This is a genomic window from Streptomyces sp. NPDC001194 (assembly GCF_042896985.1).
Taxonomy (GTDB): Bacteria; Actinomycetota; Actinomycetes; order Streptomycetales; family Streptomycetaceae; genus Streptomyces.
Genome location: NZ_JBIAXU010000004.1, coordinates 198622 through 222485, shown reverse-complemented (window position 1 = coordinate 222485; position 23864 = coordinate 198622). Strand labels below are relative to the sequence as shown.

Annotated in this window: 23 protein-coding genes, 7 tRNA genes and 1 pseudogene; 16 read left to right on the top strand and 15 right to left on the bottom strand. The window is 73.4% G+C overall.

Annotated elements, in window-relative coordinates:
- Window positions 1-5 precede the first annotated feature (5 nt).
- Window positions 6-1235: a serine/threonine-protein kinase gene (locus ACFY1T_RS12215; protein WP_390788044.1), complete on the bottom strand. Its 1230-nt coding sequence runs from the start codon at window positions 1233-1235 to the stop codon at window positions 6-8.
- Window positions 1236-1796: 561 nt separating this feature from the next.
- Here ACFY1T_RS12215 and ACFY1T_RS12210 point away from each other — a divergent pair.
- The 3 genes from ACFY1T_RS12210 to ACFY1T_RS12200 all read left to right on the top strand — a co-directional run bounded on the left by ACFY1T_RS12210 (window position 1797) and on the right by ACFY1T_RS12200 (window position 3634).
- Entirely contained in the window at window positions 1797-1982 is a 186-nt protein-coding gene (locus ACFY1T_RS12210) for a hypothetical protein (RefSeq protein ID WP_030860094.1), read from the top strand.
- Window positions 1983-2213: 231 nt separating this feature from the next.
- Window positions 2214-3254 (top strand): phosphotransferase, encoded by a 1041-nt coding sequence (locus tag ACFY1T_RS12205; RefSeq protein WP_390788043.1) that lies wholly within the window; start codon window positions 2214-2216, stop codon window positions 3252-3254.
- Window positions 3255-3319: 65 nt separating this feature from the next.
- Window positions 3320-3634: a zf-TFIIB domain-containing protein gene (locus ACFY1T_RS12200; RefSeq protein ID WP_390788042.1), complete on the top strand. Its 315-nt coding sequence runs from the start codon at window positions 3320-3322 to the stop codon at window positions 3632-3634.
- 54 nt (window positions 3635-3688) lie between these two features.
- Here the strand turns inward: ACFY1T_RS12200 and ACFY1T_RS12195 are convergent.
- The 5 genes from ACFY1T_RS12195 to ACFY1T_RS12175 all read right to left on the bottom strand — a co-directional run bounded on the left by ACFY1T_RS12195 (window position 3689) and on the right by ACFY1T_RS12175 (window position 4177).
- Window positions 3689-3763 (bottom strand) — tRNA-Val (locus ACFY1T_RS12195).
- 49 nt (window positions 3764-3812) lie between these two features.
- Window positions 3813-3884: transfer RNA gene (locus ACFY1T_RS12190), tRNA-Val, on the bottom strand.
- Window positions 3885-3918: 34 nt separating this feature from the next.
- Window positions 3919-3990: transfer RNA gene (locus tag ACFY1T_RS12185), tRNA-Val, on the bottom strand.
- A gap of 1 nt (window position 3991) precedes the next feature.
- Window positions 3992-4065: transfer RNA gene (locus ACFY1T_RS12180), tRNA-Cys, on the bottom strand.
- 39 nt (window positions 4066-4104) lie between these two features.
- Window positions 4105-4177, bottom strand: a tRNA-Gly gene (locus ACFY1T_RS12175).
- A 180-nt stretch (window positions 4178-4357) separates the two neighbouring features.
- Between ACFY1T_RS12175 and ACFY1T_RS12170 the strand changes: the two genes are divergently transcribed.
- From ACFY1T_RS12170 to ACFY1T_RS12160, 3 genes are all read left to right on the top strand, one after another.
- The gene (locus ACFY1T_RS12170; protein ID WP_390788041.1) at window positions 4358-5413 is read left to right on the top strand and encodes a chorismate-binding protein; all 1056 of its coding nucleotides are present in this window, start codon (window positions 4358-4360) and stop codon (window positions 5411-5413) included.
- A gap of 16 nt (window positions 5414-5429) precedes the next feature.
- The gene (locus ACFY1T_RS12165; protein ID WP_390788040.1) at window positions 5430-6254 is read left to right on the top strand and encodes an aminotransferase class IV; all 825 of its coding nucleotides are present in this window, start codon (window positions 5430-5432) and stop codon (window positions 6252-6254) included.
- Window positions 6255-6322: 68 nt separating this feature from the next.
- The gene (locus ACFY1T_RS12160) at window positions 6323-7147 is read left to right on the top strand and encodes a GNAT family N-acetyltransferase (protein WP_390788039.1); all 825 of its coding nucleotides are present in this window, start codon (window positions 6323-6325) and stop codon (window positions 7145-7147) included.
- 10 nt (window positions 7148-7157) lie between these two features.
- Here ACFY1T_RS12160 and ACFY1T_RS12155 read toward each other — a convergent pair whose 3' ends face one another.
- Window positions 7158-7661, bottom strand: coding sequence for a DsbA family protein (locus tag ACFY1T_RS12155; protein ID WP_030860082.1), 504 nt, complete (start codon window positions 7659-7661; stop codon window positions 7158-7160).
- A gap of 182 nt (window positions 7662-7843) precedes the next feature.
- On the opposite strand from ACFY1T_RS12155, the gene ACFY1T_RS12150 reads away from it, so the two are divergent.
- Both ACFY1T_RS12150 and ACFY1T_RS12145 read left to right on the top strand, forming a co-directional pair.
- Window positions 7844-8296, top strand: coding sequence for a hypothetical protein (locus ACFY1T_RS12150; protein ID WP_390788038.1), 453 nt, complete (start codon window positions 7844-7846; stop codon window positions 8294-8296).
- A gap of 109 nt (window positions 8297-8405) precedes the next feature.
- The gene (locus ACFY1T_RS12145; protein ID WP_078860215.1) at window positions 8406-8585 is read left to right on the top strand and encodes a hypothetical protein; all 180 of its coding nucleotides are present in this window, start codon (window positions 8406-8408) and stop codon (window positions 8583-8585) included.
- A 54-nt stretch (window positions 8586-8639) separates the two neighbouring features.
- Here ACFY1T_RS12145 and ACFY1T_RS12140 read toward each other — a convergent pair.
- A pseudogene (locus tag ACFY1T_RS12140) lies at window positions 8640-9194 on the bottom strand (CGNR zinc finger domain-containing protein); the annotation flags it as partial.
- A 289-nt stretch (window positions 9195-9483) separates the two neighbouring features.
- Window positions 9484-9897, bottom strand: coding sequence for an SsgA family sporulation/cell division regulator (locus ACFY1T_RS12135; protein ID WP_030011909.1), 414 nt, complete (start codon window positions 9895-9897; stop codon window positions 9484-9486).
- A gap of 177 nt (window positions 9898-10074) precedes the next feature.
- Here ACFY1T_RS12135 and ACFY1T_RS12130 point away from each other — a divergent pair, with 177 nt between their 5' ends.
- Window positions 10075-10545: a TIGR02611 family protein gene (locus ACFY1T_RS12130; protein WP_390788037.1), complete on the top strand. Its 471-nt coding sequence runs from the start codon at window positions 10075-10077 to the stop codon at window positions 10543-10545.
- Window positions 10546-10591: 46 nt separating this feature from the next.
- Window positions 10592-10663: transfer RNA gene (locus tag ACFY1T_RS12125), tRNA-Val, on the top strand.
- A gap of 73 nt (window positions 10664-10736) precedes the next feature.
- Here the strand turns inward: ACFY1T_RS12125 and ACFY1T_RS12120 are convergent.
- The gene (locus ACFY1T_RS12120) at window positions 10737-13115 is read right to left on the bottom strand and encodes an SCO7613 C-terminal domain-containing membrane protein (protein WP_390788036.1); all 2379 of its coding nucleotides are present in this window, start codon (window positions 13113-13115) and stop codon (window positions 10737-10739) included.
- 206 nt (window positions 13116-13321) lie between these two features.
- On the opposite strand from ACFY1T_RS12120, the gene ACFY1T_RS12115 reads away from it, so the two are divergent.
- Together ACFY1T_RS12115 and ACFY1T_RS12110 are read left to right on the top strand one after the other, a co-directional pair.
- Window positions 13322-13810: an SRPBCC family protein gene (locus ACFY1T_RS12115; RefSeq protein WP_384703352.1), complete on the top strand. Its 489-nt coding sequence runs from the start codon at window positions 13322-13324 to the stop codon at window positions 13808-13810.
- Window positions 13811-13849: 39 nt separating this feature from the next.
- Window positions 13850-13921 (top strand) — tRNA-Val (locus tag ACFY1T_RS12110).
- A gap of 70 nt (window positions 13922-13991) precedes the next feature.
- Here the strand turns inward: ACFY1T_RS12110 and ACFY1T_RS12105 are convergent.
- Entirely contained in the window at window positions 13992-14717 is a 726-nt protein-coding gene (locus ACFY1T_RS12105) for a 3'-5' exonuclease (protein ID WP_390788035.1), read from the bottom strand.
- A gap of 231 nt (window positions 14718-14948) precedes the next feature.
- On the opposite strand from ACFY1T_RS12105, the gene ACFY1T_RS12100 reads away from it, so the two are divergent.
- Together ACFY1T_RS12100 and ACFY1T_RS12095 are read left to right on the top strand one after the other, a co-directional pair.
- The gene (locus tag ACFY1T_RS12100) at window positions 14949-15542 is read left to right on the top strand and encodes a DUF4365 domain-containing protein (protein WP_030860070.1); all 594 of its coding nucleotides are present in this window, start codon (window positions 14949-14951) and stop codon (window positions 15540-15542) included.
- Complete coding sequence (locus ACFY1T_RS12095; protein WP_390788034.1) at window positions 15542-16813, top strand: hypothetical protein; 1272 nt, start codon at window positions 15542-15544, stop codon at window positions 16811-16813. The genes ACFY1T_RS12100 and ACFY1T_RS12095 overlap by 1 nt, the downstream gene beginning before the upstream one ends.
- Here the strand turns inward: ACFY1T_RS12095 and ACFY1T_RS12090 are convergent.
- Entirely contained in the window at window positions 16810-18150 is a 1341-nt protein-coding gene (locus ACFY1T_RS12090) for a caspase domain-containing protein (RefSeq protein ID WP_390788033.1), read from the bottom strand. The two genes, ACFY1T_RS12095 and ACFY1T_RS12090, sit on opposite strands and share 4 nt — an antisense overlap.
- A complete protein-coding gene (locus ACFY1T_RS12085; protein WP_030860065.1) occupies window positions 18147-18497 on the bottom strand; it encodes a hypothetical protein in 351 nt (116 codons plus the stop codon). The genes ACFY1T_RS12090 and ACFY1T_RS12085 overlap by 4 nt, the downstream gene beginning before the upstream one ends.
- Window positions 18498-18747: 250 nt before the next feature.
- Between ACFY1T_RS12085 and thrS the strand changes: the two genes are divergently transcribed.
- The gene (thrS, locus tag ACFY1T_RS12080; RefSeq protein WP_390788032.1) at window positions 18748-20724 is read left to right on the top strand and encodes a threonine--tRNA ligase; all 1977 of its coding nucleotides are present in this window, start codon (window positions 18748-18750) and stop codon (window positions 20722-20724) included.
- Between the two features lie 14 nt (window positions 20725-20738).
- Here the strand turns inward: thrS and ACFY1T_RS12075 are convergent, their stop codons facing one another.
- On the bottom strand, window positions 20739-21428 hold the full coding sequence (locus ACFY1T_RS12075; RefSeq protein ID WP_390788031.1) for a potassium channel family protein: 690 nt from the start codon (window positions 21426-21428) through the stop codon (window positions 20739-20741).
- Window positions 21429-21495: 67 nt separating this feature from the next.
- Between ACFY1T_RS12075 and ACFY1T_RS12070 the strand changes: the two genes are divergently transcribed.
- Window positions 21496-22056, top strand: coding sequence for an HIT family protein (locus tag ACFY1T_RS12070; RefSeq protein ID WP_390788030.1), 561 nt, complete (start codon window positions 21496-21498; stop codon window positions 22054-22056).
- A 45-nt stretch (window positions 22057-22101) separates the two neighbouring features.
- Here the strand turns inward: ACFY1T_RS12070 and ACFY1T_RS12065 are convergent, their stop codons facing one another.
- Window positions 22102-23769 carry a hypothetical protein gene (locus ACFY1T_RS12065; protein WP_390788029.1) on the bottom strand — a complete coding sequence of 556 codons (1668 nt, stop codon included), beginning with the start codon at window positions 23767-23769 and terminating at the stop codon, window positions 22102-22104.
- Between the last annotated feature and the right edge of the window lie 95 nt (window positions 23770-23864).

Sequence of the window (23864 nt, the reverse complement as noted above, 5' to 3'; positions counted from 1 at the left end):
TCCGTCTAGAACTTCTGGGCGGCGGCGATCCCCAGTGCCACGATCAGCGTGACCACGACGAACACGATCAGCCGCTGCCGCATCAGCCGGGGGTCCGGCCGTGAGGGGCGCCGCCCCGCTCCCGTCGTGCGGGGGGCCTGGCGGCCGCCGGTACGCCCCGCCGTCGGGCGGGAGGACGGGCCGCCCGGGTTCCGCGAGGACGAGGGCCGGGAGGACGAGGGCCGGGAGGACGAGGGCCGCGGGTGCCCGCCGCTGTGCGGCCCCTGGCCCTGGCCCTGGTCCGGTCCCTGGGGTGCCGGAGTGCCGCCCGTACGCCGCTCCGTGCGCTGGTCGGCGTACGCGTCGGCCAGCCGACCGGTCGGCCGCTCGGCGGCCCGTGCGCGCTGCGCCGGAGGGCGCCCGTCGGACAGCCCCTGCGCCTCCCGGGCCGCGATCTCCTTCAGCCGCATCGACAGCTGGAGCGTGCTGGGCCGCTCCTCGGGGTCCTTGGCGAGGCACGCCTGTACGAGCGGGGCCAGCGCGTCCGGGACCCCCACCAGATGCGGCTCCTCGTGCACCACGCGGTACAGCATGACCTCGGAACTGCCGTGCCCGAAGGGCGAATCGGCGGTCGCGGCGTAGGCGAGGGTGGCCCCCAGCGCGAACACGTCGGTCGCCGGGGTGACGGCGGCCCCGCGCACCTGTTCGGGCGCGAGGAACCCGGGGGAGCCGACGGCGGTGCCCACGTGGGTGAGGGTGCTCGCACCCGTGGCCCAGGCGATCCCGAAGTCGATGATCCGGGGACCCTTGGGGGACAGAAGAATGTTCGAGGGCTTGAGATCGCGGTGGACGACCCCCGCCTCGTGCACGGCGACCAGTCCCTCGGAGAGCGCGGCCCCGATCGCGGCGATCTGGGCGGCCGTGAGGGGGCCCTCCTCGGCCACCTTGTCGTGCAGGGAGGGCCCGGGCACGTACTGGGTGGCGAACCACGGACGCTCCGCGTCCAGGTCCGCGGCCACCAGGCGCGCCGTGCACCCGCCGCGGATCCGCCGGGCGGCGGACACCTCGCGCGCGAAGCGGGAGCGGAACTCCTGGTCCTCGGCCAGGTCGGGCCGGATCACCTTGAGCGCGACCCGCTGGCCGCGCCGGTCCGATCCCAGGTAGACCACGCCCATGCCGCCGGCCCCGAGCCGCCGGTGCAGCCTGAATGATCCGACGACACGCGGGTCCTCGCGCCGGAGCCGCATCATCGCCATGTCCACCCCGCTGACCGGTCGTCCTGTTGACGTGCCACAGCTTACGGACGATCCGCCACGAGCGCTCAGAGGCCGCGCCCTCGCCGGAAGATTCGATGGTCAGTGCGGGCAACCCACTTGAGGGTTCCTCACCCGCACGGACCCCTGCCCGTAAGGCACTTGCCCGTTCGGCCAAACGGCCCTCGGGCCAAGGGGATTGGGCATCCGGCCGGGGTCGTGCGCGGGGCGCACGGCAGCGGGCGGCGCGTGCGCCGGGCAGGCGCGCGGGATGATCTCGGACCTACCCCGTCGGCGGACACGCATGCGCGGGGAGTGACGGAAGTGAGCGAACTCACTACCCTCCGGTCATCCCCTCCGGGATGACCCTCACACCGGGGGGCCGGTCTCCACCCAGGGGAGTACACGCACGGCGGCCCGTCATCCTCCTGGAGGCCTGGCAAGGGGTACGAGGGCAGGACGCCAGGGGACTTCGCCGCGCCTAGTGTTGAAGACAAGCGGCGGGTGGAGCACTCGTCCCCCGAGGTCACAAGCCCGCCGCTGCCAACCGACAGGGAGAGGACCATGGCGGACATCGCACGGCACGGACGCAAGGCATTCGCGTTCAACGGCCATGAGTCCGGCACGCGCCATCCACTGGTGGCCGCGGCCATGGTGCTCCCCCTGGCCGCCCTCCTGCTCTTCCTCTTCGGAGGATTCGACCAGGTGGCGGCACAGGCGTCGTCCGTGGGCGTGATGCTGGGGCGCTGAGCGGCGCCCCGGGTCCGGGAGAGCGGCCCGGACCGGGACATCGGCCCGTCGAACCCCGTGGGGACGGGGGCGCGACGGACGGCAGGTGAAGGGTGCTGCCCGTACGACTGGGGAGTCGGACGGGCAGCACCCTTTTTCATGCCCTCCGGCGCCGCCGTCCGTGACTTCACGCGGCCCCGCGGTTCCGTAATCTGCTTCCGAGACGCCAGCGACGGGAGCCGTGGAACCGCGATGAACCAGGAGCCACTGCCCGCAGCCCTCGCGGCGTACGCCGGCGCGGGGGAGCGGGGCGCCCCGTACGAGCTGCTCGCCGAGCGCGAGGACGGCACGGTCGTGCGCTGCGGCGAGATCGTCGCCAAGGCGCACGCCGGGGACAGCGACCGCGCGGGCCTCGCCGTACGGATGCGGATCGCCGCGGACGAGGCGCTGGCCGGGGTGCTGCTGGCCCCGCTGCGACCCGAGGTCGGCTACCTCGGGGGCCGGCCCGTGTCCCTGTGGCCGTACGGGGCCCCCGTCGACCCGGAGCGTCCCGAGGACGCCCCCTGGGAGGCGGCCGGACGGCTGCTGGCGGCCCTGCACCAGGTGCCCGTGAACCGGCTGCCCGGACCGGTCCCCCCGATGCGGGGCCCGGCCAAACTCGCCCGCGCCCTGCGCCGCCTGTCCCGGGCCACGGCCGCCGGAGCGGTCGCCGACCGTGGCGGAGTCCGAGGCGCCGAGAGCGCCCGGAGTCCCGCCGGGACGCGGTCCGGGGCCGCGCTCGTGCCCGGTCCCGCCGAGGGCCGGTCCGCCGGCGACCTCGTACGGGCGGCCGCGCGGACCCTGCCCGCCTGGGTGCGCGGGGAGGCGCCGGCTCCCCGGGGCGGGGCCCTGTGCCACGGGGACCTGCACCTGGGGCAGTTGGTGCGGGGGCCCGGCCCCGACGGGGGCTGGCGCCTCATCGACGTGGACGACCTCGGCATCGGGACCCCCGCCTGGGACCTGGCCCGGCCCGCGGCCTGGTACGCAGCCGGGCTGCTCGACACCGGGGCCTGGGTCCGCTTCCTCGACTCCTACCGCGCCGCGGGCGGTCCCGCGGCAGGGCCGCCCGGCTCCGACCCCTGGCCGGAACTGGACCTCGCCGCCCGGGCCCTGACCGTGCAGACCGCAGCCCTCGCCCTGGCCAAATCGGTGGAGAGCCGACGCCGACTCGAAGACGTGGAACGGCTGATGGTGGAATCCTGTGCCCGGATCGCCTCCCTCCCGCCCGACTTGGAGGCGCGGGCTCCGTCGTAGGGTGAGCTCCACGCCACCGGGCATGCATCCGGTGTCGAAGCAGACGGCGAGGAGTTGATCCGGTCATGCAGTGTCCGAAGTGTCACGCGATGATGCACACCTACAACCGCAACGGTGTCCAGATCGAGCAGTGCAGCAACTGCCGCGGCATCTTCCTCGACTACGGCGAGCTGGAGGCGCTGACCCGCCTGGAGTCCCAGTACACCGGCGGCCAGTACGGCCAGGTCCCGCCGCCCGCCGCGCCCCCGGCCCCCTACCCGGCCGCGCACGCCCCGGCGCCCGCCTGGGGCGCCCCGCACCACGGCGGCCACGGGAGCCACGGTCACGGTCACCACGGCCACCACAAGGGCGGCTTCGGCCGGATGCTCTTCTCCTCCTGAGCCACCCGGCAACGCGGAAGCCCCGGCCGTGAGAACGGCCGGGGCTTCCGGAGGTGGTGCGCGATACTGGGATTGAACCAGTGACCTCTTCCGTGTCAGGGAAGCGCTCTCCCGCTGAGCTAATCGCGCGGGACCGCGGTACGAAACCGCAGTTCAAGCAGGTGGTGCGTGTACTGCGTGCGCGATACTGGGATTGAACCAGTGACCTCTTCCGTGTCAGGGAAGCGCTCTCCCGCTGAGCTAATCGCGCGGGGATCCTTGCGGACCAGGTCCTTGCGGACCAGTGGACGATACTGGGATTGAACCAGTGACCTCTTCCGTGTCAGGGAAGCGCTCTCCCGCTGAGCTAATCGTCCTTGGAGGTGGAGACGGGATTTGAACCCGTGTAGACGGCTTTGCAGGCCGTTGCCTCGCCTCTCGGCCACTCCACCATGGAGCTGCAGGGATTCTCGGGAAGATCCCCCACTTCGAGCGGACGACGAGACTCGAACTCGCGACATCCACCTTGGCAAGGTGGTGCTCTACCAACTGAGCTACGTCCGCAGGTCACCGTGTTCGCTCCGGGGTTTTCCCCCTTCGCTCCCTGGCGACGTGTTGAACTCTAGCGGATTCCCGGGCCAGCTCAAAAACGCGTTTCCGCAGCGTGCTGCCGCTCGATCACCACCGGTCACCCGGCGGTCACCTCACCGGCGCCGCGGCGTCACCGGTCATAGACTCGCAGCCGTGCACGACCTGCTTCCCCTGGCCCGCTTCGGCGGCCTCCTCGCGACCGACCTCCGAGACGTCACCAGCGACCCCTGCGCCCTCGACTCGACGGGCTTCTGGGCGGTCGCCGCGGACTTCGAGGGGCGGCTGGTCTGCGCCCGCTTCGGCGACATACGCCCCGACCCCGTCCCGCCGCCCGTCCCGGGGGCCTGGCGCGGCCCCGCCGCCGACCAGTGGTCCTCCTCCCTCGACCGCGCGGCCTACACGGCCGGCGTACGCCGCATCCGCGAGCACATCGCCGCCGGCGAGGTCTACCAGGCCAATCTCTGCCGCGTGATGTCCGCGCCGCTGCCCGATCCCGACCGCGCCGACGTCGACGCCCTCACGGCGCTGCTCGCCCGCGGCAACCCGGCCCCGTACGCAGGAACGATTCGGCTCCCGGCCCACGGCGTCGAGATCGCCACCGCCTCCCCGGAGCTCTACCTGCGCCGGGTCGGCCGCCACGTGGAGTCCGGCCCCATCAAGGGAACCGGCCGCACGGCCGCCGACCTCCTGCCCAAGGACCACGCCGAGAACGTCATGATCGTGGACCTCGTGCGCAACGACCTCGGACGGGTCTGCGCCACCGGCTCCGTCACCGTCCCCGAACTGTGCGCCGTCGAGGAGCACCCGGGCCTGGTCCACCTCGTCTCCACCGTCAGCGGCGAACTCGCCGACGGGGCCGGCTGGCCCGAGCTGCTCGCCGCGACCTTCCCGCCCGGCTCCGTCACGGGCGCCCCCAAGTCCTCCGCGCTGCGGATCATCGACGCCCTGGAGACCGCCCCCCGCGGCCCCTACTGCGGGGGCATCGGCTGGGTCGACGCCGACCGCGGCACCGCCGAGCTGGCCGTCGGCATCCGCACCTTCTGGATCGACCGCAGCCGCCCGGGCGGCCCGAGCCTGCTCTTCGGCACCGGCGCAGGCATCACCTGGGGCTCCGACCCCGACCGCGAATGGGCCGAGACGGAGCTGAAGGCCGCCCGGTTGCTCAGGGTAGCGTCGGGAACCCATGAGGTGACCGGCACCCCTGGGTGAGCGGAGGTAACGTACGGTGAGGATCTGGCTCGACGGCGCGCTGCGGAACGCCGACAGCGCACAGGTGTCCGTCTTCGACCACGGGCTGACCGTGGGCGACGGGGTGTTCGAGACCGTGAAGGCGGAGCGCGGCACGGCGTTCGCACTCACCCGGCACGTGGACCGGCTGACCCGCTCCGCCCGCGGCCTCGGCCTGCCGGACCCCGACCCGGACGAGGTGCGCCGGGCCTGCGCGGCCGTCCTGGAGGCCAATCCGCTGCCGCTCGCCCGCATGCGCATCACGTACACCGGGGGAGTGTCCCCGCTCGGCTCCGACCGCGGCGACTGCGGCCCCACCCTCGTCGTCGCCGTGGCCGAGGAGACCCGCCGGGCGGACACCACCGCCGTGATCACCGTGCCCTGGGTGCGCAACGAGCGCTCCGCCGTGGCCGGCCTGAAGACCACCTCGTACGCCGAGAACGTCGTCGCGCTGGCCGCCGCCCACCGGGCCGGGGCATCCGAGGCCCTGTTCGCCAACACGGTCGGACGGCTCTGCGAGGGCACCGGGTCGAACGTGTTCGTCGTCCTCGACGGAGTGCTGTACACCCCTCCGCTCGCCTCCGGCTGCCTCGCCGGCATCACCCGGGCCCTCGTCGTCGACTGGGTCGGGGCCAAGGAGGCCGACCTGCCCTTCGAGGCGCTGGAGCAGGCGGAGGAGGTCTTCCTGACCTCTACGCTGCGCGATGTCCAGGCCGTCCACCGGGTCGACGGGCGGGCCGTGGCCGCCGCCGTGCCGGGGCCCGTCACCGCCGAGGCGATGCGGATCTTCGAGGCGCGGGCCGGCGCGGACCTGGACCCCTGAGGCGACCGATCCGATCCGCCCGCTTAATGGCTGTCGCAGGCGGCCGCAGGGCGGGTAGAACTCGATTGATGACCACCACCCTGCGGCCGAGCGGGCCGCTTCAGCAGAGCACCGGGGGCGCGCGGTCGCGCCCGTACGAGATCCGGGTCAACAGCAGGCGCGTCGGCGCGCTGCTGGTCGCCTGTGACACGCCCTTCGGGCCGACCGTCGGCGAGATACGCGACCTCGCCGTCGACGAGCCGGACCGGGGGCGCGGCCGCGCCACGGTCGGGGCGCTCGCCGCCGAGGAGGTGCTGCGCGGCTGGGGCTGCCGCCGCGTCCGGGTCTCCGTGCCCGCGGCGTCGGCGGGCGGCCTGCGGATGGCTCAGGCACTCGGGTACGCCGAGTACAGCCGGAACATGGCCAAGGAGCTCCCGGCGGAGCCTCCCGAGCTCCGCGCGGGGGTGGTCGGCCGCCCCATGACGGAGGCCGAGTACGAGATCTGGCTCGTCGCGGCGATCGAGGGCTACGCGGCCGACTGGACCAGCCGCGGGATGCCGGAGGAGGCCGCGCGCGCGAAGTCGGTGGCCGACCACGAGCGCGCCCTGCCCCACGGACTGGCGACCGAGGGCGCCACCCTCTGCGTCCTGGAGGCGGACGGCGTCCCCGTCGGCCACGTCTGGTCGGCGCCGAACGGGGAGGGCGCGTACGTCTTCGACGTCGCCGTCGCCGAGGAGCACCGCGGGCGGGGCCACGGGCGCGACCTGATGCTGCTGGCCGAACGCTCGGCCCTGGCCGGGGGCCACCGCGTCCTCGGACTCCAGGTCTTCGCGGGCAACACCCCGGCCCTGCGGCTGTACGAGTCCCTCGGCTACCGGACGACGGACGTCAACTACGCCAAGGACCTCCTCTAGGGGGCGGCGCCTACGCGTCGTCGGCGGCCAGCAGGCGGTCCGCGATCGCCTCGATGCGGGCGCGCAGCCCCTCCTGGCTCTTGCCGCCGTCGAGGCGCTCGCCGTCGATGACGTACGTCGGGGTGCCGGTCACGCCGATCGCCTTGCCCTCGGCCTGGTCGGCGTCGACGATCAGGATGTGCCGGCCGTCGATCAGCGCGGTGTCGAAATCCTCGGCGTCGAGGCCGAGTTCACGCGCCACGTCCAGCAGTACGGCCTCGCCGCGCTCGCCGAGCTCCGCCGTGCGGGCCAGTACGGCCTCCACGTACGGCCAGGCCTGGCCCTGCTCCGCGGCCTCCTCCGCGGCCTGCGCGGCGGCGAAGGCGTGCTTGTGCTTCTCCAGCGGGAAGTGGCGCAGCCGGATGTCCAGCCGGTCGCCGTAGCGGGCCCGCAGGGCGCGTACGTCGTCCAGGGCTCGGTGGCAGTCCGGGCACTGGAGTTCGCACCAGACGTCGAGGATCACGGAATCGGTCATGGGCCCAGTCTCCCAGCCGCCGGGCGCCACCATCGAAACGCACCCCCTCGCGCACCCCCTGAGGAGGAGGCGCGACCCCGACATCTCCCGGAGATCGGCTCCGGATCCGCTCGGGCCATGGCCGCAGCGGCGGTACCCGGTGCAGGATGGAAGGGACGTATCGCCCACCCCTGGAGGACCGCATGCTGGCCGAGACCATATGTTCCGCGGTGTCCGCGGCCGGCCTGGGCATCGCCGCCGTGACCGCGTACCGCAAGCGCTTCCTCGCCGCCACGCGCATCGCGGCGTACGCGCTCGTGCCGGTCGCCCTGGTGCTGACGGGCTTCGTGGAGTGGGTGTCGGGGATGGTCTTCAAGCCGTCCGTCTGGCTGGGCTTCGGGCTGCTCGGGCTCTCCTGGGTGCTCTTCATGACCACGCGTGCCATCGAGCGGCGCGGCCTCGGGGCGGGGGAGAAGCCCTCGAAGGCCGTGAAGGCGGCGAAGGGGAGCCCCGGGCGGGAGGCCGTGGCCCCGGCCGCGTCCGCCCCCTCGCCGGGCCGGAGCGGCTCCGCGCAGCCGGCGCCCCGCCAGAGCGCCGCCACTCCTGCGGACGACTTCTCCGACATCGAAGCGATTTTGAAGAAGCACGGCATCTGAGCCCGGGGAGCGGTATCCCGGCAAGCCTGACCGGAAGAGGTGAACTCCCGCGTAAAGGATGGCGTGTTGGGGGCCGGTGAAGCGCGCCCTGCGCGATCATCTGCCGGACATGCTCGACACATCGCAGGGCGACCCGCCGGTTCCCGCACCGGCCCCGGTCCCCGCCCCCGTCGCCGAGGAGCCGCGAGGCTGCCTCTTCGCGCTCTCCCAGCCGCCCTTGATGATCTTCCTAGGGGTGATCGGCACCCTGTTGCTGCTGGCCGCCGTGCACGACCTCTTCCTGCTGTGAGCCGAGGGGGGAGTCCTGCCGCGCCTGCTGTTGTGCGCCGGGCTCCGAGGTGCCCGCGTCGGCCTCCTTACGCCGGGCCCGGTACGCCGCCACGTGCAGCCGGTTCCCGCAGGTCCGGCTGTCGCAGTAGCGCCGCGAGCGGTTCCGGGACAGGTCCACGAAGGCCCGCCGGCAGTCCGGGGCCTCGCAGCGGCGCAGCCGCTCCTGCTCTCCGGAGACCACGATGAAGGCCAGCGCCATGCCGCCGTCGGCCGCGAGGTGGTCGCCCAGCGAGGCGCCCGGCGCGAAGTAGTGGACGTGCCAGTCGTAGCCGTCGTGGTCGGTCAGCTGCGGGGTGGTGCCGGCGGTCGCCACCAGCTCGTTGATCAGCCCGGCCGCGATCCGCGGGCTGGACGCCCCGAAGACCTGGGCGAACTTGCCGCGGACGGTGCGTACGCCGGCGAGGTCGCGCACGCCGAGCTCGCCGATGTCGCTGATCTTGTATTCGCGTACGAACTCACGCAGCGAGCCGACGTCCGCCAGGCCGTCGGGCTGCTCCGCCTCGGCCGCGGTGTTCACCAGCGCGACGACGACGTCGAGCGCGCGACGGGTGTCGTGGGGAATCTGCACGGGGGTCGCTCCCTGGGGGCCGGGCCTGCGGCGACGGGCCAGTGCCGCCGCTGGGGGCCGACTCTAGCCGTGCCCGGGCGGAACCGGGAGGGACCTCCGTGGCGAACACGTCACGAGGGACGAGGCCGACCGCGCCACGCATGCCGGCGCCGCCCTCGCGGACGGCTTCCGCGAGAACAGCGCCGGCACTGCCGTATGAGGTTTTCGTCCAGCCCGCACCGTCGCCCCGAGTCGGACGGTGCGGAGTGGCCCCCGGCGCGTGCCGGGAGGTGCTCCCTGAGGGCCTGGCTCAGCTTTCGGCCAGGATGTGGGAGAGCTCCTTGTCGAGGTCGAAGTGCCGGTGTTCGGTCCCGGGTGGAACCGCGGCGTCCGTCCGCTTGAGGAACGATTCGAGTGCGCGGGCGGGTGCTTCGAGCAGCGCTTCTCCCTCCGGTGAGCTCAGGGCGATGCAGACGACGCCCTGACCGTGGCTGCGGGACGGCCAGACGCGGACGTCTCCGGTTCCGGTGGGCCGGTGGAGGCCCTCAGCGAGGAGGTCTCGGGCGAAAACCCACTCGACCGTCTCCTCGGCGCCGGTGTGGAAGGTGGCGTGCACGGCGTAGGGATCGGCCGTGTCATACCGCAGGCCCGCCGGGACAGGCAGTGAGGACTCGCTCGACACAACGAGGCGCAGGTGCAGCTCGCAGCTGACCGTGGTGTTCATAAGCGCCAGGGCCTTTCGCTCAGTGTGCGCTCGGGGATTCGCACGTCGGCGAAATCGACATGCCACCTACGGTGCCGTTGTAAACCCCTCTGACCGTTTTGCGGACCTCTGGGTCCCTCGGACGGCGGATCCAAAGCGCCATTCACGTGTGCTTCCGGCTCCGGTAGATTCGGGCTCATGAATACGGGGAGTGACCGCGGGACCCAAGGGTCCGCAGCCGAGTCCGGAGTCGAGTCCGCAGCCGACGACACGGTCCAGCAGACCACGGGAGAAGCGCAGCACGTATCGAAGGCTCCCGCCTTCATCAAGTCGCGCCGCAGCCTGCACCTGAGCTGGCAGGTCGGCGTCTTCATCGTCGGCCTCGCCGTCATCGGCGCCGGCGTGGCCATGCTCGTCCTGCCCGGCCCCGGCTGGGTCGCGATCTTCGCGGGCCTGGCGATCTGGGCCACCGAGTTCGCCTGGGCCCACCTGGTGCTGCGCTGGACCAAGCGCAAGGTGACCGAGGCCGCGCAGAAGGCGCTGGACCCGAAGGTCCGCCGCCGCAACCTCATCCTGACCGGCACCGGGCTCGTGATCGCGGGCGCGCTGATCGGCTTCTACCTGTGGAAGTACGGGCTCACCCTGCCCTGGAACCTCAAGGACCAGTGATGGTCGGGAACCACCGCTGACATGGGGTAATGTTTGCGGTGCGTCCGGGCGATTAGCTCAGTGGGAGAGCACTTCGTTCACACCGAAGGGGTCACTGGTTCGAACCCAGTATCGCCCACCCGGACCAAGGGCCCGGAGACTTCCACAGTCTCCGGGCCCTTGGCGTTTCCCCGCTCCCGTCGCTCCCGCCGCTACCTCAGGCGGCCGAGGGCCGCACGCAGCCGGCGCGCGTCCCGCAGCCGCTTCTCGTACGTCGCGCCCACCACCAGGAGCAGCAGCCCCGCCAGCGCCGGCGGCAGCCAGCGCGGCAGCGCGTCGACGACCTGGACCACGTACGGGGCCAGCTCGTGCAGGGCCACGGCCGCGAGCGTGGCGCCGCCGAGCAGCAGCGGGGCCTGGAGCCGCCGGTGTGCGCCGACCAGGGTCGCCGCCAGCGCCGCCAGCCCCAGCAGCAGCGGCCGCAGCCAGGACGGATCGCCCCAGGCGGCGAGCAGGCTCGGCAGCAGGGTCGCCCCCAGCCCCGGCCCGTACGCCGTCCACGAGGACGCCCCGGCGTCCCGGCGGCGGCGCAGGAAGCCCACCGCCAGCGCGGGCACCGTCACCGGCAGCGTGTACGCCTCCGGGACCTGCACCCCCGACGCCGACAGGCGGATCCACGTCGCCGCCACGAACAGGGTCCCGGCCGCCCAGCCGAGCCCGCGCCGCTCCGCCCGTACCGCCGCGCCCGCGCAGACCACCCCCGCCAGCGCGCACACCAGCGCCGCCCGCGCCGGCTCCCAGGGCCAGGCCGCGAGGAGCAGGGCCGCCGCGCCGACCACGCCGGCCGCGGTCTCCGCCGGGAGCCGTACCCGGCCCAGCCGCGGGCCGGCCGCCGCCACGGCCGCCGGGACCGTCAGCAGCGGCAGCGCCCACCACGGCGCCGCGAGCCCCCACAGCGCCCCCAGCGCCGCCGCCACGCCCGCCGCGTATCCGACGGCCAGCGCCGCCGCGCCGGCCCGTACGGGCGGCGCGGCGGGCCGCCGCGCCGCAACCGCCGCGCAGCCCGCACCCAGCAGCCCGAAGACCGCGAAGGTGGCGGTACGGCCGTCCAGCGCGGCCACCGACAGGTTCAGCGCCCCCAGCGCCGCGCACACCGCGGCCGCGTACCCCGGACCGCGCCCGAGCCGCAGCGCGCACACCCCGGCGGCCGCCGTCACCGCCAGCTGGGCCGCGAGCACCGCGGCCACCGGCAGCCCGCACAGCAGCGGCGCCGTGAACAGCCCCGCCCAGCCGAGCACCACCGCGATCACCCCCGGCTCCGGACGCGGCAGCACCCGGGCCAGCCACCCGGCCGCCCCCGCCGCCACCAGCAGGGTCACCGCGGCCGCCGCCCCCGGCCCGTACGCCTCCCGGGACGGGGTCGTCGCCGCCCACACCTGGCCCAGCACCACGACCCGGAACCCCAGCGAGCCGACCGCGGGCAGCAGCGCCGACAGTGCGGCCAGGGCGGCCACCCCGGCCCCCGCCCCGGCCAGGCCGCGCCGGACCGCCGCCGGGAGCCCGGTCGCCCGTACCGAGGCCAGCAGCGGCAGGGCGAGCAGCAGGAACACGACCACGGTCCAGTCCGGCGCGAGGGCCGGCCGCACCGTGCCGCCGAGCGCCGCCACCCCCGCGAGGGCGCCGGACACCGAAGCCGCCGTCGCCGAGGGCTCCCGCCAGGCCACCCCGACGCCCAGCGCCGCGCCCGCCGCCAGCAGCAGGGCCGGACCGGCCGCCGCCCCCGCCGAACCCGCCTGCGCCATCTGCGACACCCCGCTCAGCAGCGCCCCCGCCCCCAGGACGGCCGCGCTCACGGCCGCCGGGCCGGACACCGCGGCCCGCGCCCGCACCCCGGGCACCAGCAGGACGAGCGCCGCGTCCAGCGCGGCCGTCGCCAGCAGTGCCCAGCCGGTCCCCACCGGCCCCGCCGCCGCGGCCACCGCCGCCAGCGGCAGCGGGAGCTGCGCCGTCAGCACCGCCGCGGGCAGCGGGACCACCGGCCCCGGCAGCACCCGGGCGTACCCCGCCCACAGCGCGGCCAGCACGGCCGCCGCCCCCGCCGCGTACGCCGTGCCGTCGGCGGTGGGCGCGTACACCGCGTACACCGCGTACGCGTCCAGCACCGTCAGCAGCAGACCCAGCGCCGCCACCGACTCGGCGGTCGACCGCAGCCCGCGGCGCAGCAGCGGCGCGGGCGCGCCGAGCGCCGCGACCGTCACCACGGCCAGCACCGCTCCGCGCCCGGCGATCCCCAGGGAGCCCCAGCTGACCAGGGTGAACGCCAGCGCGGCCACGGCGAGCAGCACCGCGCCCAGGGTGAGCAGCACGTTCTGCGCACCGGGGCCCGAGGCCTCGTTCGGGCGGGCGGGGGGAACCGGCGCGTGCGCCGCCCAGCCGTGCGCCGTCGGCACCGGCGGCAGCAGCCGCAGCAGCCAGTCCCGCCGGGCCAGCAAGTACGCGCGCCGGGCGTCGAGTTGGGCCAGCTCCCGGTCGATGAGCGCCAGCTCGTGGTCGGGCGGCAGGAGTGCGCCGTGTGGTGGTGGAGTCGCCATGCTCCGGAGTGTGGCGCCCGTCACGCCGTCAGGACATGGGTGTGCGTACTCAGATCCGCGCTGAGTACGCGGGGGAGGGAAGGGAGTAGGACGGGAAGCGGGACAGGAGCGCGCGCGAACGCGCCGGAGGGCGCCCCCGTGTCCACGGAAGGGTGGATGCGGCGGAGCGGGCCCCGCACCCGGCCCCGCCGGTCCAGACTGGGGCCATGGACCGCAGCCGCCTGGACCGCTGGAACCGCTACCGCTTCCGCAGCGTGTGGGACCTCGACGCCCCGCCCGCGCGGGTCTACTCCGTACTGGAGCGGACCGGGGACTACCCGCGCTGGTGGCCCCAGGTCCGCGCGGTCGAGCAGCTCGAAGGGCACAGCGGCGCCCTGCTCATCCGCTCCGTCCTCCCGTACGAGATCCGGATGACCGCCACCGAACTGCTCCGCGATCCCGGCCGCGGCCTCCTGGAGGCGGCCCTGCACGGGGACATCGAGGGCTGGGCGCGGTGGACCGTACGGGCCCGCCGGGGCGCGGGCGGGCGCGGGACACGGGCCCTGTACGAGCAGGAGGTCGAGGTGCGCAGCCCCTTGCTGCGGCGCCTCGCGGTGCCGGTGCGGCCCGCGTTCCGGCTCAACCACGCCCTGATGATGCGGGCCGGACGGCACGCGCTGGAGGCCCGGCTGGCCGCCCCGCCGGAAGCGGTTTGAACCAGACCCCGTGCCTCTTGTATTGTTCAACCCGTTCCCGGGCGATTAGCTCAGCGGGAGAGCACTTCGTTCACACCGAAGGGGTCACTGGTTCGATCCCAGTATCGCCCACCGGGTCAGGCCGGTCCGTCTCACGACGGACCGGCCTTCCGCATGTCCGGGGCCCGTTGCGGCCGCCGGCCTATGCCGCCGCCGGCATCTCCGGCCGCAGCGGCCAGTGCGGGTCCACCGCCTCCGGCGTCCCCTGCCGCGCGAACCACGCCTGCAGCCCGCGCGCCTGCGCCGCGTGCCACACCGCCTGGAGCGTGTGCAGCTCCGCCGGCGTCAGCCGCTCCAGCCGCGCCGCGAAGCGGCGGCCCACCGCCCGTACGACCTCCAGCGAGGCCAGCGCGTCCGCCGCCGCGTCGTGCGCGTCCTCCAGCTCTATCCCGTAGTGCGCGCACAGGTCCGTCAGGGTCCGGCGGCCCTTGCGGTACCGGTCCAGGTGCTTGTCCAGCACCCGGGGGTCCAGCACCGTCAGCGGCCGGTTGTCCAGGTACCGCGCCAGCGTCGACGCCCGGTGCCGGCGCAACTCCCGGTCCAGCAGCGTCAGGTCGAACGGCGCGTTCATCACCACCACCGGCCGGCCCGCCACCAGCTGCTCGCCGAGCGCACGGGCTATCTCCTCGACGACGGGCGCCGGCCACCGCCCGTTGCGCTGCAAGTGGTCATCGGTCAGTCCGTGCACTTCCGTGGCCCCCGGGGGCACCGGAATGCCGGGGTTGACCAGCCAGCGGGTGGAGCGGACCCGGCCGCCCGCACACTCCTGCACGATGAGAGCGGCGGACACGATCCGGTCCTGCTCCACGTCCACCCCGGTCGTCTCCGTGTCGAATGCGGCCAGCGGCCCCTCATACCAGCGCGTCATGGCGAACTCCTCGTTCCCGAACGGCAGTCGGGGCGCCCCCGGGCACCGCCGCCTCGGAACGTGCCACCCCTGCCCGCATCGGTGATACCCGGCCTGTTTGCGCCGTACGCCGTTTGCGAACCTTCCGCTGCGGAGACAACTTCCCTGGGGGACCGCACACATGACCGGTCGTCACCCCACCCACCACACCACCCTCATTCGGCAGAGCCCGGAAGGCATGGGGAGCCGGCCATGGCGCTCGCGCAGCCCGAACCGGGCGGGATGCTGCAGGGGCGGACCGGTCCGCGCACCGACGAGGACCGGACCGCACCGCTGCGCGGCTCGCTCGCCACCACCGCCTGCATGGAAACCCTCCAGGTGGCATACCTGCACGCCGTCGCCGCCGCGGCCGGCTGCTCGCTCTCCCAGCCCTTCCCGGACAACGGCATCGACTGGCAGGTCAACCACGGCGCGCCCGAACACGTCGTCGACGACGAGGTCACCATCAAGGTGCAGCTGAAGGCGACCTACCAGACGCCGCCCAGGCCGGCGGGACCCACCTTCGCCTTCACCCTCGACAACGAGCACCTGGTGAAGCTGGCCCGCACCCCGGTCGCCGTCCACAAGATCCTCGTCGTGATGCTCGTCCCGCGAGAGCGCGACCAGTGGCTCGCCGCCGGCCACGACCGGCTCGACCTGCGGCACTGCTGCTACTGGACCAACCTCGCCGGGCACCCCGTGACCGGCCGGCGCCGGACCACCGTACGGATCCCGACCACGCGGATCTTCGACGACCGGGCGCTGTGCGAGATCATGACCCGGGTCGGGTCGGGAGGGACACCTTGATGCACTGGCACTCACCGAACCTGGAACCGCTGACGTCCCCGTCGGAGTACGGGGACTTCTCCGACTCCGGGACCCCCGATCCCGCGCACGTCGACCCGGCCGTGCTCGGTGCCCTGCTACACCGGCACGGCTGGCAGCGCCGGGGCGGGGCCGCGGGGCGGTACGGGCGCTGGACGCCGCCCGCCCCGCACGGGACGGCCGGCGGGGGGAGCAGCCTCCTCGTCCCGGAGAGCCGGGCCTTCCCCGACTGCTCCGACCTGCTGGAGGAGGCGCTGACCGCCCTCTCGCGCAGCGCGCTGCCGTCCGCGCGGGAGGTGCTGTACGGGCTGAGCGTGCCCAGCGACGAGATCCGCTGGGAGCGGCGGATACCGGAGGGCCCCGGGGGACCGTACGGACCGCAGGGCGCGGCGGCGTGGACCGTGCAGGAGCAGCTCCGCTCGGCCGCGCGGCAGCTCCTGCTCGCGGGGGCCCTCGCGGAGCGGGCCAGGGCCGGGTACTACGGGGCCCGCCACCGCGGCCAGGCCGAACGCGCCCTGGACGGGGTGCTGGTCGGGCCGTCCCCCGGCGGGCGCGTGCTCACGGCGTACGTCCCGGTGGACGGCGGGCGGGGCACGGTGACGCGGCTGCACCACGCGCTGCACGCGGCCCGGGAGGCCGTGGACTACCGGCGGGCCACCGGCGGCATGGAGGCCTTCGACGCGGCGGTCGAGGCCGGGGTGAGCCGGGAGCTGGCGGACGCGCTGATCGCGCTGGTGCGGGGCTCGGAGGGGGCCGCGATCGCGCTGGCCTGGGCTCCGGCGGCGGGGGTTCCGGCGGGATGCGCGGCCCGGCCGGAGCCGGTGGAGTTCTCGCCCGGAGACCTGCCGGTTCTCCGGGAGGCGGCGGCGCGCTACACGCGCGACGAGCCGGCGGTTCCCGTGCGGGTGGCCGGGGCGGTGGTCCGGATGCGGCGCTCGGCCCCCGGCGGCGGGGGGACGATCCGGCTGCGGGTGCTGGCGGGGGCGGAGGTGCCGTACGTACGGGCGGTGCTGGACGAGGAGGCGTACCGGGTGGCCGGGCACGCGCACCTGGTGGGCGTGCCGATCCGGGTGAGCGGGCGGCTGCAGCGCCGGGGCGGGTTCCGGCGGCTCACGGACGCCACCGACGTGAGCCCGGTCCCGCTGGACGAGGTCGAGCGGGACCGCCTGATGAAGTCCCTGGACGAATCCCTGGACCCGGCGGACGTCCTGCCCTCGGACGAGGAAGGGGACGAACACCAGGACGCCCCCTAGGAGAACCAGCCGGGGTTGCGGCCGTGCAGGTCGATCAGGGCGGGGACGCATCCCGTCAGGCAATTGCGCAGCGGGGTGGTGCCGGACTCCACGAACTTCAGCCTGCGGCCCCCGTAGTCGGCGGTCGTGGTGACGTAGAAGACGTCCTCGCTGATTCCCGCCTGGTCCGTGACGGTCACCACCCGCTCCTCCTTGATCGAGACGGCCACGGAGAGGTGTCCGAGCCGGGGGTACGGGACCCTGAGGAGCCCCTCGGAGTCCAGTACGCACAGATGGCTGTCGGTGAACACCACGTTGCGGGTCCTGCCGGTGGTGGCGTGCCCGATCATCCGTTCCCCCGGGGCCATCTCGCACCGGTTCGCCAGCCGGCGCAGATTCCAGCCCGGACGCCCGGTGGCGGCGAGCGGAACGTCCCGGAGCATCAGGACCAGGCGCAGCGCCTCCACCCAGCGGTCGGAGCCGGCCGCCACGGCGACGGCCTCGTCCAGGGGCACGTTGACCCGGACGGGGACGGCCGGTGCCGCGGGTGTGCGGGGGTACTGCGCCGGGTCCGGGCCCGGCGCGGGCTCCGTGGGCCGGGGGGCCTTGTTGCGTACGAAGGGATAGGCGCCGGCGCCTGTCTTGCTGCACTCCTCGGGGAGGGGGAAGCCGGCCACCCGCATCCGGCGGCGGACCTCCGGGTAGAGGTCCGTCAGGCCCAGCACCGGCCCGGCCCCGGGGACGCCGTCGCCCATGACGGCCAGCAGGAACCCGGTGAACGCGCTGTACGGCTGCTCCTTGGGCGCCATGGACCGCCGGTCCGCCGGAGCCGACGAGAGCGAGTACACGCCCGGGTCCGACAGCTCCTCGGCGACCAGGCGGGACCCCGAACTCATCAGGCCGGCATGTCCCCGTCCGCTGAAACAGCAGTCCAGGATCACGATCTTGACTCTGGCGCCGGACTTCCTGATCAGATCCGCCACGTAGTGGTACGGCAGGCTGGTCCAGTCCCTGCCGGAGTCGCTCGTCGTGAGACCGAGATGGAACGTGCCGTCGGCGGTCACCAGTCCGTGGCCGCTGAAGTAGACGAGCAGCGCGTCCTCGGCCTCCTCGGCGGCCGCCCAGACCGGCCGCATGATGTCCTCGGACTCCCGCGGATCGTCCACGGTCCGCACGTCCCAGGGCGTGAGTCCGCCCGCCGCCTCCTCGGTGAGCACCTTCGCGAGGGCCCGTACGTTGCGGCGGGAGTGCGGGATCGGCGTGAGGTCCCCCGAGGCGTAGGCGGCGGCGCCGATCAGTACGGCGCGGGCCGACCCCGTGGAGGCGGCCGGGAGGCCCGGGAGGGCGGGGCCGTTCACCGGCCGTCCAGCTCGCGCACGATGCGCAGGGCCGCCTCCTGCGGGTCGTCGAGCCGCGTGGCGTCGATCTCGACCGTCTTCTTCCCGCTGGTCACCCGGACGCGCACGCCCCTGCGCCGCATGCCGGCCCAGGTGCCCAGGGAGGCCGCGACCGCGGGCAGGACGCCCTGCGGTTCGAGCAGCAGGTGCAGGGCCTCGGTCACGGGACCCATCTCACCGCCCTGGTCCGGCGCCCGCAGGGCGGTGACGGTGACCCCGCGCAGCTCCTGGTCCTGCCGCAGCCACTGTTCCAGCCGGCGCAGCTCCTCACCCGTCCCGTCGCCGACCAGGCCCACCCGCACGTCCATGGAGTCCCCCTGAGGATGCTCAACTCGCAGGCCGCACATGCTAGTCACGCAGGGCGTGGCCGATGGTGCGATCGCGGCAAGAGACCGCCCGCGGGTGAGCGGTCCGGACCGCGGGCCGGCTCCGCGCATGGTCACGGCCCTGCCCGGACGGCTGCGCCCGCGGATATCCGTTTAGCGGCCGGGGCGCTCGGCTCGGTACGATTCAGGCGCGCAGTGTTCGCTCGCGCACCCCCAGAGTCAGGAGAGACCGGTGTCAGACGTCCGTGTGATCATCCAACGCGATTCCGAGCGGGACGAGCGCGTGGTGGCCACGGGCACTACGGCGGCCGAGCTCTTCGCCGGGGAGCGCACCATCGTCGCCGCGCGCGTCGCGGGCGAGCTGAAGGACCTCTCGTACGAGGTGAAGGACGGCGAGACCGTCGAGCCGGTGGAGATCTCCTCCGAGGACGGCCTGAACATCCTGCGCCACTCGACCGCGCACGTCATGGCGCAGGCCGTGCAGGAGCTCTTCCCCGAGGCCAAGCTGGGCATCGGCCCGCCGGTCCGGGACGGCTTCTACTACGACTTCGACGTGGCCCGGCCCTTCACCCCGGAGGACCTGAAGGCCGTCGAGAAGAAGATGCAGGAGATCCAGAAGCGCGGCCAGCGCTTCTCCCGCCGCGTCGTCACCGACGAGGCGGCCCGCGAGGAGCTCGCCGACGAGCCGTACAAGCTGGAGCTCATCGGCATCAAGGGCTCCGCGTCCACCGACGACGGGGCGAACGTCGAGGTGGGCGGCGGCGAGCTGACCATCTACGACAACCTCGACGCGAAGACCGGCGACCTGTGCTGGAAGGACCTCTGCCGCGGTCCCCACCTGCCCACCACCCGCAACATCCCGGCGTTCAAGCTGATGCGCAACGCGGCCGCCTACTGGCGCGGCAGCGAGAAGAACCCCATGCTCCAGCGCATCTACGGCACCGCCTGGCCCTCGAAGGAGGAGCTGAAGGCCCACCTCGACTTCCTCGCCGAGGCCGAGAAGCGCGACCACCGCAAGCTCGGCAACGAGCTGGACCTCTTCTCCGTCCCCGACGAGATCGGCTCCGGCCTCGCCGTCTTCCACCCGCGCGGCGGCATCATCCGCCGGACCATGGAGGACTACTCGCGCCGCCGGCACGAGGAGGAGGGCTACGAGTTCGTCTACTCCCCTCACGCCACCAAGGGCGCGCTCTTCGAGAAGAGCGGCCACCTGGACTGGTACGCGGAGGGCATGTACCCCCCCATGCAGCTCGACGGTGGTACCGACTACTACCTCAAGCCCATGAACTGCCCGATGCACAACCTGATCTTCGACGCGCGCGGCCGCTCGTACCGTGAGCTCCCGCTGCGCCTGTTCGAGTTCGGCACCGTGTACCGGTACGAGAAGTCGGGCGTCGTGCACGGCCTGACCCGTGCCCGCGGGTTCACCCAGGACGACGCGCACATCTACTGCACCCGCGAGCAGATGGCGGACGAGCTCGACCGCACCCTCACCTTCGTGCTGAACCTGCTCCGCGACTACGGTCTGACCGACTTCTACCTGGAGCTGTCGACCAAGGACCCGGAGAAGTTCGTCGGCTCGGACGAGGTCTGGGAAGAGGCCACCGCCGTCCTCCAGCAGGTCGCCGAGAAGCAGGGCCTCCCGCTCACCCCCGACCCGGGCGGCGCGGCCTTCTACGGCCCGAAGATCTCCGTCCAGGCGCGCGACGCCATCGGCCGTACCTGGCAGATGTCGACCGTGCAGCTCGACTTCAACCTGCCGGAGCGGTTCAACCTCGAGTACACCGCCCCCGACGGCTCCCGCCAGCGCCCGGTCATGATCCACCGCGCGCTGTTCGGTTCCATCGAGCGGTTCTTCGCCGTACTGCTGGAGCACTACGCGGGCGCCATGCCGCCGTGGCTGGCCCCGGTCCAGGCGGTCGGCATCCCGATCGGTGACGGGCACGTGGAGTACCTGCAGGAGTTCGCCGCCGCGGCGAAGAAGAAGGGCCTGCGGGTCGAGGTGGACGCCTCCTCCGACCGGATGCAGAAGAAGATCCGCAACCACCAGAAGCTCAAGGTCCCGTTCATGATCATCGTCGGTGACGAGGACATGGCCGCGGGCACCGTCTCCTTCCGCTACCGCGACGGTTCGCAGGAGAACGGCATCGCCAAGGACGAGGCCCTGGCCAAGCTGGCCAAGGTCGTCGAGGACCGCGTCCAGGTCTGACCGGCGCAGTCGGCTCAGTGAGGAGCCCCCGGGGAAGGTCCGTCCCCCGGGGGCTCCTCTTCGTCGTCCCGGCGGAAGATCTGGATCAGCCAGGACGAGAAGGAACCCGTGACCGCCCCCAGCAGGCCCAGGCCGAACATCATCAAGGTGGTCGCGATCAGCCGCCCCGACACGGTCACGGGGGCCACGTCCCCGTAGCCGACCGTCGTCAGCGTCTGGACCACGCACCACACCGAGTCCCCGAACGTCTGGATCGGGGAGTGCGGGTCCCGCCGCTCGGAGTCGTAGAGGCCCAGCGAGCCGGAGAAGCCGAGCAGCAGCGACGAGAGCCCGGCGTACGTGATCACGCGCGGGTACAGGCTGCGGTGCGGGCGGTCCCGCCTCTTGGCCATGACCGCGTCGTGGACCTTGACCATGCGCAGCGCCCGCAGCGTCGGCAGGATGACGATCACGGTGTCCAGCCAGTGGCGGCGGATGAACCGCAGCGGCCGCTGCCGGCTCAGCACCAGGCGCACCACGTAGTCCACGATGAAGCAGAGCCAGGTCAGCACGACGGTGATCGCGGCGATGTCGCGCCAGAGGGAGTGGGCGTGGGCGAGCACGCGGACCGCGTACCCGGCGAGGAACACGAGCGAGAGGTAGAAGAGCGGGATCTCGGTACGGCGCTCCCAGGCGACGTCGGGGGTCTCGGCTTCAACGTGCATGGGCCCAGCATCGCGGCCTGAGTGGCGGTCCCTGCCCCGGCGACACGCCCGTCGGGGGCAAGGTCATATGCTGCATCCCATGACGACTGAGCCCGAGCAGCAGATCGGTGTCGGCACGCAGGACGCGTTCCAGCGTCTGTGGACGCCCCACCGGATGGCGTACATCCAGGGGGAGAACAAGCCGACCGGTCCGGAGGCCGGGGACGGCTGTCCCTTCTGCGGGATCCCGGAGATGTCCGACCAGGACGGCCTGGTCGTGGCCCGGGGCAAGCACGTCTACGCCGTGCTCAACCTGTACCCGTACAACGGCGGCCACCTGATGGTGGTCCCGTACCGGCACGTCGCCGACTACACGGAGCTCGACGCCGCCGAGACGGCCGAGCTGGCCGACCTCACGAAGCGGGCGATGCTCGCGCTGCGCAGGGCGTCCGGGGCGCACGGGTTCAACATCGGCATGAACCAGGGCGCGGCCGCCGGGGCCGGCATCGCCGCGCACCTGCACCAGCACATCGTGCCCCGCTGGGGCGGGGACACGAACTTCATGCCGGTCGTCGGCCACACGAAGGTGCTGCCCCAACTCCTCGCGGACACCCGCCAGATGCTCGCCGACGCCTGGACCGACGACTGACCCGACGAGGAACCCGGGGCCGGTCCGCGGCCCCGGGCGTCCCGTCTAGGCGTCGTACGCGTCCGCCTTGCGCGGGGCGGCGTCCTGGACGAGCCCGCTGACGATCATCGAGCGGTTGCTGAAGCGGTCGATGTCGGCGCCGTTCTCCTCCAGCACCCGCAGCGCCGCCGCGTGCACCGCCCGCAGGACCGGGGTCGCGGCGCGCAGGGCGTCGTCGGCCATGAAGCGGTGGCGCCAGGGCTGGCCCGCCCAGACGTGACGCAGGCCGAAGGGCTCCGGCAGGACCAGCTTGCCGCCGAAGAACTCGAGGATCGGCGGGAACCAGGTCAGCGGGGCGCGGACGGCGAGACGGACCACTTCCTGGGCGTCCACCAGCGGCAGGGGCCGCTCGACGGTCTCCCAGAACCGGATGGACTTCGGCACCTCGACCTTCGGGGCGGCCGACTTGCTGGTGAACAGGCCGTGCACCGGTCCGAGCGCGTGACCGGTCACCTCGACGCGCAGCGTCTTGTACAGCACGGTGACCGTCACCAGCATGGTGATCACCAACTGGCCGTCCCAGAGCGGGTACTGGATGCCGAGGTAGTGCCGGTTGCCGCCGCTGAACTGCTGCTCGTTGCAGATCCGGGTGATCTCGTGCGGCTTGACGAGGAAGGTGTCCACGTCGGCACCGGTGGGGCGGGCCACCTCCCCGGCGCCTTCGCCGACCGGGGTGACGATCCAGTGCTGGATCGAGGCGGGCGGCAGGCCGCCGGTGTGCAGCGGGCCGCGCTCCAGCTTGCGCAGTTCGGTGTCGACCGCGCGTATGACGTCCCAGCTGCGGAACGGGTGGATCTCCATGCCCTCGGTCTTGGGCACGAGCTCCTCGGCCATCTGCCAGCTGCCCCAGCGGGTGCCCATGCCGAGGATGCCCTTGGGTCCGGCGTAGAAGACGGAGTTGCTGCGGTCCTCGGCGGTGAGCTTGGCGAGCGAGTGCCTCAGGTCCTCCCGGGCCTTCTCGTCGGGGTTGCCGGGCACCGCCTCCGGGATCTTGGCGCCGATGCCGCTGCCGGCCAGCAGGCCGTCCCAGCGGGAGCGCAGGTCGGCGGCGGTGGCCTCGCAGATCCGGCGGGCGAGGAGCCAGCCCACGGCGGGGGCGATGATCATCCCGCGCAGGTAGAGGCCGAGGAAGCCGGTGAACGGCAGCCGGAACATGAGTACGGCCGCCACGACGGCCACGCCCACGAGCAGCAGCGTGCCCATCCAGGACGAGCGCTTGCCGTCGCCCTTGGCCAGCGTCTTGCGGAGCTGGAACAGGCCCAGCCACAGCAGGAGACCGGGCAGGAAGACCACGCCCGCGACGAGCATGATCAGGCGCAGCTTGCGGTCGCGCTCCTTGCGGATGCGGGAGGCGGCCAGGCAGTGCTCGACGACGGTCTGCGGGTCCAGGCCGAAGGACTGGATGAGGGGTTTGCGGCCCGCGCCGAGGGTGCGGGCCTCCACGGCGCGGCAGAAGGCCTCGCCCAGGCTGGGCTCGAAGAGCGAGATCTTCGGGGGTTTGATCGTGGACTTGTGGTACTCGTTGTCGGCCTTGGCGATGTCGGACAGCTTGCTGTCCGCGCCGCCGTCCCGGTACGCGGCCGACGCGAGGGCGTTGGTCGCCGCGGTCTGGCCGCCGCCCCCCTGAAGGGGTACCTGCGCCCCGGGCCTGAAGTCGAATCCGTCGTCCGCCACCGTTGCCCCCATCGCTGTGCGTTGTGCTCTTTTGCCGCGCAGATGAGCCTATCGGCGTATCTCTTCCCATGGTCATGGGACAGGGAAATGCCGCC

Coding starts and splice junctions, on each gene's coding strand:
- ACFY1T_RS12215 (WP_390788044.1), bottom strand. CDS start 1,235: ATGGCGATGATGCGGCTCCGGCGCGAGGACCCGCGTGTCGTCGGATCA.
- ACFY1T_RS12210 (WP_030860094.1), top strand. CDS start 1,797: ATGGCGGACATCGCACGGCACGGACGCAAGGCATTCGCGTTCAACGGC.
- ACFY1T_RS12205 (WP_390788043.1), top strand. CDS start 2,214: ATGAACCAGGAGCCACTGCCCGCAGCCCTCGCGGCGTACGCCGGCGCG.
- ACFY1T_RS12200 (WP_390788042.1), top strand. CDS start 3,320: ATGCAGTGTCCGAAGTGTCACGCGATGATGCACACCTACAACCGCAAC.
- ACFY1T_RS12160 (WP_390788039.1), top strand. CDS start 6,323: ATGACCACCACCCTGCGGCCGAGCGGGCCGCTTCAGCAGAGCACCGGG.
- ACFY1T_RS12155 (WP_030860082.1), bottom strand. CDS start 7,661: ATGACCGATTCCGTGATCCTCGACGTCTGGTGCGAACTCCAGTGCCCG.
- ACFY1T_RS12150 (WP_390788038.1), top strand. CDS start 7,844: ATGCTGGCCGAGACCATATGTTCCGCGGTGTCCGCGGCCGGCCTGGGC.
- ACFY1T_RS12145 (WP_078860215.1), top strand. CDS start 8,406: ATGCTCGACACATCGCAGGGCGACCCGCCGGTTCCCGCACCGGCCCCG.
- ACFY1T_RS12135 (WP_030011909.1), bottom strand. CDS start 9,897: ATGAACACCACGGTCAGCTGCGAGCTGCACCTGCGCCTCGTTGTGTCG.
- ACFY1T_RS12130 (WP_390788037.1), top strand. CDS start 10,075: ATGAATACGGGGAGTGACCGCGGGACCCAAGGGTCCGCAGCCGAGTCC.
- ACFY1T_RS12120 (WP_390788036.1), bottom strand. CDS start 13,115: ATGGCGACTCCACCACCACACGGCGCACTCCTGCCGCCCGACCACGAG.
- ACFY1T_RS12115 (WP_384703352.1), top strand. CDS start 13,322: ATGGACCGCAGCCGCCTGGACCGCTGGAACCGCTACCGCTTCCGCAGC.
- ACFY1T_RS12105 (WP_390788035.1), bottom strand. CDS start 14,717: ATGACGCGCTGGTATGAGGGGCCGCTGGCCGCATTCGACACGGAGACG.
- ACFY1T_RS12100 (WP_030860070.1), top strand. CDS start 14,949: ATGGCGCTCGCGCAGCCCGAACCGGGCGGGATGCTGCAGGGGCGGACC.
- ACFY1T_RS12095 (WP_390788034.1), top strand. CDS start 15,542: ATGCACTGGCACTCACCGAACCTGGAACCGCTGACGTCCCCGTCGGAG.
- ACFY1T_RS12085 (WP_030860065.1), bottom strand. CDS start 18,497: ATGGACGTGCGGGTGGGCCTGGTCGGCGACGGGACGGGTGAGGAGCTG.
- ACFY1T_RS12075 (WP_390788031.1), bottom strand. CDS start 21,428: ATGCACGTTGAAGCCGAGACCCCCGACGTCGCCTGGGAGCGCCGTACC.
- ACFY1T_RS12070 (WP_390788030.1), top strand. CDS start 21,496: ATGCTGCATCCCATGACGACTGAGCCCGAGCAGCAGATCGGTGTCGGC.